Raw genomic sequence first — 10,218 nt, 5'->3', positions numbered from 1 at the left:
TATCTTTTTCGAAAAACCGTATACGCTTTAATCTACATGGGAAAACCCACTGGATTTTTAGAATTCACCCGCGAACTGCCGAAGAAACGCGACGTTCAGCAACGGGTTCATGATTACAAGGAAATCGAACAGCCGTTCGCCGTTGAAGATACCCAGAAACAGGCAGCCCGCTGCATGGATTGCGGGATTCCATTCTGCCACAACGGGTGTCCGCTGGGCAACATCATCCCGGAGTTCAACGACGCCGTCTACGAACAGAACTGGGAATATGCCTACGAAATTCTGGCATCGACCAACAACTTTCCGGAATTTACCGGCCGCATTTGTCCCGCACCCTGCGAGTCAGCCTGTGTGCTGGGCATCAATAAACCGCCGGTTGCCATCGAATTCATTGAAAAATCAATCGCCGAAGCGGCCTTTGCGCGGGGGTTTGTTCAGCCCGGCAAGGTTGCCAAACGGACGGGTAAAAAGGCGGCTATCGTGGGTTCCGGTCCGGCTGGACTGGCTGCGGCTGCCCAGTTGAACAAAGCGGGTCATGACGTAACGGTTTTCGAACGGGCCGACCAGATTGGCGGTTTGTTGCGGTATGGCATTCCCGATTTCAAGCTGGAAAAATGGGTGATCGACCGTCGGCTGGCCGTGATGGAAGCCGAAGGCATCACGTTCAAAACCGGTGTCAATGTGGGTGAACACATCAAAGCGAAAGAATTGCTGTCCGATTTCGACGTCATCTTACTGACGGGCGGTTCCACGGTTCCCCGCGATCTGCCGATTCCGGGCCGGGAACTGAAAGGCGTTCATTTTGCGATGGAATTCCTGAGTCAGCAAAACAAACGGGTGGCCGAACGCCCGGTTGTGGTTGACCACCGGGGTGCCAAATACGAAAACGGCGACCTGCTGGCTACCGGCAAAAATGTCGTGGTCATTGGGGGTGGTGATACGGGTTCCGATTGCGTGGGAACGTCGAACCGCCACGGTGCCAAATCCGTAACGCAGATCGAGTTGATGCCGATGCCTCCGGCTGATCGGGCCGAAAGCACGCCCTGGCCGAACTGGCCGATGATGCTCCGTACCTCGACTTCCCACGAGGAAGGCTGCGAACGGCACTGGTCGATCAACACGAAAGCCTTTATTGGTGACGAAAACGGCAACCTGAAAGCCCTGCGCATTGTCGATCTGGAGTGGCAAAACGTTGACGGACGCATGAATATGGTCGAAGTTCCGGGTTCAGAACGCGACATTGAATGTGAACTGGCGCTGCTGGCAGCCGGTTTTCTGCATCCGCAACAGGAAGGACTGCTAAACGCGCTCGAACTGGAATACGAACGGGGCAATGTCAAAGCCGTGAACTACCAGACGACGACCAATCCGAAGGTATTTGCCGCTGGCGACATGCGCCGGGGACAATCCCTGGTGGTGTGGGCCATTTCCGAAGGCCGTGAAGCCGCGCGAGCGGCCGACCTCTTCCTGATGGGTGAAAGCCAACTGGAAGCGAAAGCCAAGTCGATGTTCGCGACGGTCTGACCACGGAAAACGATATTACGTAGCCGCTGGTTTGACGACCGGCGGCTTTTTCTTTTTTTATACCTTTGCCCACTCCTGTTTCCATTACCCATTATGACATTTTTGAAATCCAACCGACTCAATGATTTACGCTACGAAATTCGCGGGCCGGTTTACGAGAAAGCGCTTGAATTAGAAAGTCAGGGCTATAAAATCATCTCGCTGAACATCGGCAACCCGGCTCCGTTCGGATTCGACGCGCCCGATGAAATTGTTCACGACATCATCCTGAACATCCGCAATGCACAAGGGTATTCCGACTCGCGGGGGCTGTTTGCGGCCCGAAAAGCGGTGATGCATTATACTCAGAATCTGGGGATTAAGGACGTTGCGATCAACGATGTCTTTATCGGCAATGGGGTGAGCGAACTGATTCTGCTCACGATGCAGGCCCTCATTAACGAAGGCGATGAAGTGCTGGTGCCGTCGCCGGATTACCCGCTGTGGACGACCTCCGTGGCACTTTCCGGCGGAAAACCGGTGCATTACCTCTGCGACGAACAGGCCGACTGGAACCCGGATCTGGAGGATCTGGAAAGCAAAATCACCTCCCGCACGCGGGCTATTGTGGTCATCAACCCCAACAACCCCACGGGCGCGGTCTATGACAAACACGTGCTGCAAGGCATCGCCCGGATTGCGGAGAAACACCAGCTCATTCTCTTTTCGGACGAAATCTACGACAAAATTCTGTACGACGGTGCCGTGCATTACCCGATGGCGACGATGGTGGAAGACACGCTCTGCATTTCGATGGGCGGTTTGTCGAAGAACTACAGAGCGGCCGGTTTTCGGGGGGGGTGGCTCATTTTGAGCGGGGCCAAACACCGGGCCAAATCCTACATCGAAGGGCTGACGCTGCTGGCCAGTATGCGCCTTTGCGCCAACGTTCCGACGCAATATGCCATTCAAACCGCGCTGGGTGGTTACCAGAGTATCAATGACCTGATTATGCCCACCGGACGGCTGTACCGGCAGATTCAGCTTGCGTATGACCGCATCACGGCCATTCCGGGTCTGACGTGCGTGAAGCCCAAAGGTTCGCTGTACATCTTTCCGAAAATTGACCTGTCGCAATTCCGGATTGCCAACGACGATGATTTTGTCTTCGACTTGCTGGAAGAACAAAAGGTGCTGGTGGTGGCCGGAACGGGGTTCAATTACGTCCATGACGACCATTTCCGGATCGTCTGCCTGCCTTCCGTCGATGACCTGAACCCCGCCATCGACCGCATCGAAGCATTTCTGGAAAGCCGTCGGAAGTAAGAAATCCGTTTATTAATTAAAAAGGGAATTTTAAATGTTAAATGATGAATGTAAGATGTAAAAGTGCTGAATTGCGAGACTTTTACATTTTACATTCATCATTTAACATTTAAAATTCCCTTTCTCCTTTACCGCCCCATCACCAACCGCGTCTGCGCTGGCGAACGTTCGGCATCCTGAAGTTGAATGTTCAGTGATCCATTTGCCTGAACCGCCCGGTCAATGGCCAGCGTGACCGTATGAATGCCCTGCGGCAGATCCGCCACAATGCCCTGCTCGTTGAGTTTGACCGGTTTTGGGCCAATCCAGGCCGTAACGCCCGCTGTCGAACCGAACACCAGATTGACGTTGCCTTTGCTCACCACTTCAATGTCAAACCGGACAAAGCTGTAGCGCTTGCTGGCGGCCGTTTCCACCACCGGCAGTTCGTCGAGCGGCAGTTCCCCCACCACTTTGCTGTACGCCGGTTGAAAAGACACTTTCGCGTTATCCTTCGCAACATACCCCAGCCCTTCCTCGCGGATTTTTTTAGCCAGTTCCTTCGTCGGAAAAACCGTGTTCCAGCGACGCACAAACCGGGTTGTCGGCACCCGAAATTGACCCGATTCGCCCATTTTGGACAGAAAACCGACCAGATTGATGAACTCCTGCTTCTCCAGACTAGCCGTCAAACCCGCAGGCATCAGCGAACCGGGCACTTTTTCGATGACATTGATCTGGCTTTTAGGAACCGAAACTTCCATGCCTGCGACGTCCCGAATCACAATATCCGACGTTCCGTTGCTGACAATATAACCCATGAGTTCGCTTCCGTCTTTTTTCGCGATCCGCTGCAATTCGTAGCCTTCTTTGATGGACTGATTCGGATACAGCAACGAGCGAATGATCGTCTCAACCGGCGAACTCGTTCCGAGGCTGCTCAAATCCGGACCAATGCGCCCCCCGGCCCCGCCAATCGCGTGGCAGGTCTGGCAGGTCAGGGCCGCCTTCCGGAACACCAGCTCGCCCTTCACGGGGTCTGCCGTTTCCTGAATGATTTTGGCCAGGCTGCTGATTTCCGGGCCGGACAGCTCCTGCGCCATTCGCTCCACCGGCAGAACCCCGCCAGACGCTTCCAGCGCCTGGGTCAGCAGCTTGACGGTTTCATCGTTCCGGCGGTTGTACGGGATCTGCCGTTGCAGGAGTTGCCTCCCGGCTTTCGCCATGCCCTCCGGTATTTTCCGGGCTGTCAGTTCGTCAGCAAGGGCTTTGGCTCCCTGTTTATTGGACAGAAACGCCTTGAACAGGTCAGAGACATCCGTCTGAGCGGGCAGGCTCCGCAGCAGGTCGCCCCCGATCCGGGCGGCTTCAGCACCGTTCACCGAAACCAGTTGAGACGTTGCGGCCAGTCGTAAATCGACGGGATTTTTTGCCCCCGTCAGGTCCGTCAGCAATTTCCGACTGTTGTCCGTATTCATTGCCGCCAATGCCCCTAAAGCTGCTTTTTGCGTGTTTTTATCGCCCTTTTGCGCCAGGGTCACCAGCGTTGCACTCAGGTTTTCCAGTTTCCACAAACCCACCAAACGAATGGCACTGGTGGCAACGGCGTCATCATCGCTCTCAATAAAACCGGAAATGCGATTCAAATCCTGGCTGGGTTTCACGCTCCGGCGGGCGGCTTCTTCGAGTGCTCCCAGTAAGGCGGCTCCGTTTTTAGTACCGTCTGCGGCTTTATTGAACAGAAGCGTCACATCAGCCGCACTGCCAAATTTAGCAATCGACCCCAGCACGTCTTTCTGGTACTCGGCCGGAATCTGGTCTTTCTGGTGCAACTGCGCCAGTTGCGAAACCGCTTCGGGACTGCTCACCGACTTGAGGGCAAAGGCGGTTTTCCGGGCATCACCCAAAAAATCGGGCTTTGCTTTCAGGCTGGCCATCCAGAGCGGTTCCAGTTCCCGAACGGTTTGCCACAGGGCAAAATCCAGAAATTCATCCATGGGCTGCTCCAATACCGACAAGGCGGTTTTGGCGGCTTCAGCGGTTTTTACGTTGCGGAGGGCAATGACGGCTTCCAGCCGCACCTGGGGATGAGGGTCGCTCACGGCTTTGGTGAGCCGGGCCGGCACGTTGCTTATTTTAGTGTGCCATAACTGAAGCGCCCGCAAGGCAGCCGCCCGGGCGTTGTGGGTTTTGGCATCGAGAAGTGTCGATAGCAGCGGTTCGTTGATCACGTCCAGCGTCTGGTACACCCAGAGTGCTTCCAGCAGATTGTGTTCGTAATCCGGATTGGTTTTATCCAGTTCCTGCACCCACTTCTGCAGTGCCGGAATCACGTCTTTGGCCCCCCGGGCCTTCAACACCTGCTTGGCCTGCGAACGGGTCCAGTCTTCCGGTAATTTCAATGCTTCCAGCAGTTCGGCAACAGAAGCTTTGCTCAAAGGCGGTTTTTTAACCAACGGACGGTTTTTCGCCACAATGCGCCAGATGCGCCCGTGTTCCTGATCCCGGCGCGGGTCGTGGAAATCGACTTCGCCGTGCTGAATAATCGGGTTATACCAGTCGGCCACATAAATGGCGCCGTCCGGTCCGACGTTGATGTCCACAGGACGAAACGCGACATTGTCCGTCCACATCAAATCTTCGACCTGCCGCGAAGCATACCCACTGCCCTGTTCTTCCAGCTTAAACCGGTTGATGCGGTTGGCGCGAAAGTCGTTGGTAATCACGCTACCCTGCCACGATTCCGGCAAGTGACGGCCCGAAATCACGTCCAGCCCGCTGTGTTTGGGCTGACCCGGATTTAAGCCCCGGATGATTCGGGCGGCCCCCGGTGAAGTCACGAAAGTTGCCCCCGGAAAGGCGTAGTTGATGCCTTCGCCCCCCGCGCCGTCCGTCAGGAACGACTGCCCCCAACGGTCGAACTGAAGCCCCCAGGGGTTGATCAGTCCTTTGGCGTAGATGTCCAGATCGAGCGTTTGCGGATTCAATTGCCAGACACCACCGCCTTCCAGCCGCCGGATGCCTTTGGGCGTTTCCACGTGGCTGTAAATGTAGATCGACTGGTTGAAATACAGCCTTCCTTCCGGTCCCCAACGAAAGGTATGAATCAGGTGGTGCGTATCTGCCGTTCCGAAACCGTTCAGAATCCGGCGTTTTTTGTCGGCTTTGCCATCACCGTCCGTATCGGCAAAGTGCAGAATTTCGGTCGAGTTGGCGACATAAACGCCCCCGTCGCCGGGCAGAATTCCGGTGGGGGTCAGCAGTCCCTCCGCAAAAATGGTGGATTTATCGGCTTTCCCGTCGCCGTCCGTATCCTCGATGACGAAGATTTTGTCGTTGGCCTCTTCGCCGGTTTTCAGGTGCGGATAGGCTGTGCTGCTCACCACCCACAACCGCCCGTCGGCATCCCAGTTCATCTGGATGGGCTTGGCGACAAGCGGTTCGGCGGCAAACAGGGTTACCTCAAAACCATCGGCAATTTTAAACGACTCCAGTTCTTTCTTCACATCCGGGTCCGGATTTTCCTTCCGGTCGTCCTGATTAACGGAAGAGGTAATGAGCAGAACCAGCGGTATAATAACGAGCCTTCGTAGGATGTCCAGGGTTTGGGTATTTTTCATGACTTTCATGTTACTTCAAAGGGGTAAGTTGATACACGCTCGCTTTGGGCGTTCGGTTCAGGGCAATCTGGCTTTCCAGCCACTTGATCAGGATATTCTGCTCTTCCAGGCCCTTCACATGCCGCCCCTGTTCGTAGGAACGGAAGCCCAGAATGTAGGTCGTGTTCAGCGGGCGGTATTGGAAATAAAACAGGTCGTTCTTTTTCAGGATCATCTCCCGCAACCGGCTGGCCTGCTCGAATACCGCTCCCTGACGGATCGGCACCCCGGCGGCCCAGTCTTTGGCCGAAGCCGTGATCACATCGGTTTTGTCATTGGTGAGCGTATAAAAGCCTTTTTTCAGGCCGGTAATTTTAATCACACGCACAGCCTCCACGGTTTCCGGCAACGGAAGCGGCAGGGAACGTTCTTCCAACGTAAACTTCAAATTGGCACTTTCCTGACCCGAGTTCAGGATCTTAACGGGCGCTGTCGCTTCGGCCCCTTGTTTGGAAACCGTGATTGCAATATTCCCGGTTCTGGCCGGAAGTCCCAGGCTTTTTTCCAAAAGGGTCGCCAGATAATAATAACCGGTTTCGTTGAGGTGAATTCCATCTTCGGTGATCGCTGTTTTCTGGCCCACCTCCTGAATCGGTTTGAAGAGATCAATGAACGGTTTGCCGCGCTCCGATGCCATTTTAGCCATCGCCGAAGCATACACTTCCAGCATGGCGTTGCGATTGGCCCGGTTTTCGGGCGTATCGGCGGAGAGAATGGGAATGGGCGACAACAAAATGGTTTTGGCGCCCAACTGGTCAATCTTGTCGATCAGTTTGGCTAAACCGTCGCGATAAACCGGCAGACCGGCCTCGCCATCCTGGGCTTCAATACCCCCAAATCCAAGAAATACCAGGGTTGGTTTGGCTTTCGTGAGGTGTTCCATCAGCAGGTCGTAGCCGGTGGGCGGGTTGGTAATGGTGCTTCGGGCCACGCCAAAAACGTTGTCTCCGGTCCAGCCCAGGTTGCGGAAGGTAACATCGCGGGCGGGAAACCGGGTGGTCAGGGCGAGTTCCAGGTAACCGAACTGCATGTCATCCTCGAAAAGTGAATTTCCCAGGAAAACCACCCGGTCGCCATTTTTAAGTTCAAAAGGGGGATTAGGAGCCACGGGGGTAGTCTGAGCAACGGCCAATCCGACGGGGAGGGTAATCAGCAATGCAAACAGGCAACCGAATGTGGCCGATACTGTAATCTTTCTCATGCAGGTGAATTTTGGTAGTCCTCAAAGGTAAAGATGGATTAAAGCCTTTCCATCCGGTTGACACCTGTATTTATACGATTTGGGAGAATTCCGTCAACAATCTGTATTCAGTCCTCAAAATCAGTCAAAATACGAAGCACATCCGGGGATGGTTCCGGGGGAAATATAAACCGGTCAGGGGTTCTGAATGAAGTGTTATGAGTTAAGCATTCTGCGTTATATCTTGTCATTGCTTTCACTCTTCACTCATAACTTTTAACTCCCTGATGGCCTCTTTTACCAGCAAAAAAACCAACCTCTACATCTTTCTCAGTGCGGTTTTCTTAACCAATGCGATTATTGCCGAAATTATTGGGGTCAAAATCTTCTCCGCCGAAACCCTGCTGGGCGTTCCCCCGGCGCAATTGCACCTGCTCGGCGATTTCGTGCTGGATTTTAACCTGACTGCGGGCGTCGTGATCTGGCCTTTCGTTTTTATAACGTCCGACATTATCAACGAATACTATGGTTTTAAAGGCGTTAAAAAAATCTCCTACATTACCGCCGGATTTATCGCCTATAGTTTTTTTATTATTTACTTCGTCACCACCCTTCCACCGGCGCAATTCTGGCTCGACGTCAACAAAACCGATGCCGTTGGCAATCCGATGAATATCAACAATGCGTTTGCCATGATTTTCCGCCAGGGACTCGGCATCATCATCGGTTCGATTACGGCCTTCATGGTGGGCCAATTGCTGGATGCCACGGTTTTTCAATCGCTGAAAAGAATTACCGGCAGCCGCAAAATCTGGCTCCGCGCCACTGGTTCGACGCTCGTTTCTCAGTTGATCGATAGCTTTGTCGTGCTGACCATCGCTTTCTACGTTTTCGGAAACTGGCCTTTCAAACAGGTCATTGCCGTCGCCATTGTCAATTACATCTACAAGTTTTTTATTGCCGTTGCGCTAACGCCCGTTCTCTATATCGCTCATTATCTGATTGATAACTACCTCGGGAAAGAACACGCCAAAGAATTGGCAAACGAATCGAGCATGAGTTCGTTTATGTAGTATGAAAACGTTTTTCCTGTCGGTTACCCTCCTGTCGGTGGCCGTTTCGGCCCTGGCACAGAGCCCGTTGCTGACCCTGGTCAACACGGAAAAGAAATTTGCCCAGCAATCCCGCGACAGTACGACCAAAGCCGCTTTTTTATCGTATCTGGCTCCGGACGGTATTCTGTTTACCAAAGGCAAAGTGACTAACGGGCGGGAGTTGTTTGAAAAAGGCCCCGAAAGCCCCGGGAAGCTGACCTGGCAACCCATTGCCGCCGATGTGTCGGCGTCGGGCGATCTGGGCTACACGACCGGACCCTGGGAATCCCGTCCGAAAACCCTGGCGGACAAGCCAACGGGTTATGGCCATTATGTTACCCTTTGGGAAAAACAGAACGATAATTCCTGGCGAATTGCCCTGGACATCGGCATTACCCACCCGGCACCACCCACGACACCTGTCAACACCATTCGGGCTGCCACCGGTATTCGCAGTGTGACGAGCCCGGACACGGCCAAAAACCGGGAAACACTGCTGGCTTTCGACAACCAGTTTATCAAGGTGCTGGAAAAAAGCGGCCCGGCCGCGACCTACAAACAATACCTCGCCCCCCAGGCTCGTCTGTACCGGATGAACCAGCAACCGTACGTTGAACGAACGGCAATAGACTCGCTCCTGAAGCAGCCCGTAACCCTCGGTTTTTTACCATTGAATGCCTCCGTGGCCGAATCGGGTGATTTGGGTTATGTGTATGGAAATTCGCAGGTGATGGCAACGGTAGCTGGCAAAGCCGTCAAACAGAGTGGCAATTACCTTCGAATCTGGAAAAAAGACAGCCAGGGTCAGTGGAAAATTGTGCTGGATCTGATTAATCTGGAACCAGCGGAATAGAGAAAGAAGGTTGTTTCGCGGGCGGGGCCGCCCGCGAAACAACCTTCTTTACAACAACCATCCCCCGCAGCGAAGAACGACGTAAAAGAGCGGCCTTCTTTTACGCACGTTACCTTCGTCAGCGAGGGATTGATCAGACCGGCCAAACCGGTCATTCATTCAGCAAAGACACAAACCGGGTGGGTTGCTTTACTTCCACTTTCTGGGTTTCGAGCCGGAAAGCCTTCGTGATTTTGGTGAATCCGTCACTCACTTCGAAGGTATACAACCCGTCTTTCATCGTTTCCATATCGAATTTTCGCCAGTATTTTTTCAGCCGTTTCCCTACTTTCTCGGCGTGAAGCACTTCCTGGTCCTCATTCCTCAACGTGACCTGGATCGGGACTTCAATGTAGTTTTCGATCATCAGATTCATCTTGGCGGTATTGATGGACCGGTAAATGGCAACCCCCATGGATTTGGTCCGGGTCACGTTCGGCGCAGCCGAAACTGATCCGGTTTCTTTATCGTCGCCGGGAATCGGTGTTGGCGACGCGGTTCCGGCCAAAACCGGGGCGCTCAGAAAGAGAAGTAAGGCGGCTGCTTTCAGGATACGATTCATAGTATTTGTTGTTTTTAGTGACC

7 protein-coding genes are annotated in these 10,218 nt (G+C 53.7%); 4 read left to right on the top strand and 3 right to left on the bottom strand.

Going from position 1 to position 10,218, the window contains the following annotated elements; genetic code table 11:
* Positions 1 to 36 precede the first annotated feature (36 nt).
* Entirely contained in the window at positions 37 to 1,524 is a 1,488-nt protein-coding gene (locus tag FH871_RS24450) for a glutamate synthase subunit beta (protein ID WP_138994058.1), read from the top strand.
* 93 nt (positions 1,525 to 1,617) lie between these two features.
* Positions 1,618 to 2,829 carry a pyridoxal phosphate-dependent aminotransferase gene (locus FH871_RS24445; protein WP_138994057.1) on the top strand — a complete coding sequence of 404 codons (1,212 nt, stop codon included), beginning with the start codon at positions 1,618 to 1,620 and terminating at the stop codon, positions 2,827 to 2,829.
* Positions 2,830 to 2,957: 128 nt separating this feature from the next.
* Here FH871_RS24445 and FH871_RS24440 read toward each other — a convergent pair whose 3' ends face one another.
* Positions 2,958 to 6,428, bottom strand: coding sequence for a PVC-type heme-binding CxxCH protein (locus FH871_RS24440; protein WP_138994056.1), 3,471 nt, complete (start codon positions 6,426 to 6,428; stop codon positions 2,958 to 2,960).
* Positions 6,429 to 6,438: 10 nt separating this feature from the next.
* The gene (locus tag FH871_RS24435) at positions 6,439 to 7,668 is read right to left on the bottom strand and encodes an SGNH/GDSL hydrolase family protein (protein WP_138994055.1); all 1,230 of its coding nucleotides are present in this window, start codon (positions 7,666 to 7,668) and stop codon (positions 6,439 to 6,441) included.
* Between the two features lie 266 nt (positions 7,669 to 7,934).
* Here FH871_RS24435 and FH871_RS24430 point away from each other — a divergent pair, with 266 nt between their 5' ends.
* On the top strand, positions 7,935 to 8,720 hold the full coding sequence (locus FH871_RS24430) for a queuosine precursor transporter (RefSeq protein WP_171062938.1): 786 nt from the start codon (positions 7,935 to 7,937) through the stop codon (positions 8,718 to 8,720).
* A 1-nt stretch (position 8,721) separates the two neighbouring features.
* A complete protein-coding gene (locus FH871_RS24425; RefSeq protein WP_138994053.1) occupies positions 8,722 to 9,594 on the top strand; it encodes a DUF4440 domain-containing protein in 873 nt (290 codons plus the stop codon).
* 151 nt (positions 9,595 to 9,745) lie between these two features.
* On the opposite strand, the gene FH871_RS24420 is transcribed toward FH871_RS24425, so the two are convergent.
* A complete protein-coding gene (locus tag FH871_RS24420; protein WP_138994052.1) occupies positions 9,746 to 10,195 on the bottom strand; it encodes a hypothetical protein in 450 nt (149 codons plus the stop codon).
* Between the last annotated feature and the right edge of the window lie 23 nt (positions 10,196 to 10,218).

The organism is Larkinella sp. C7 (genome assembly GCF_006149005.1).
GTDB lineage: Bacteria > Bacteroidota > Bacteroidia > Cytophagales > Spirosomataceae > Larkinella.
This window is presented reverse-complemented; position numbering and strand designations above follow the sequence as displayed.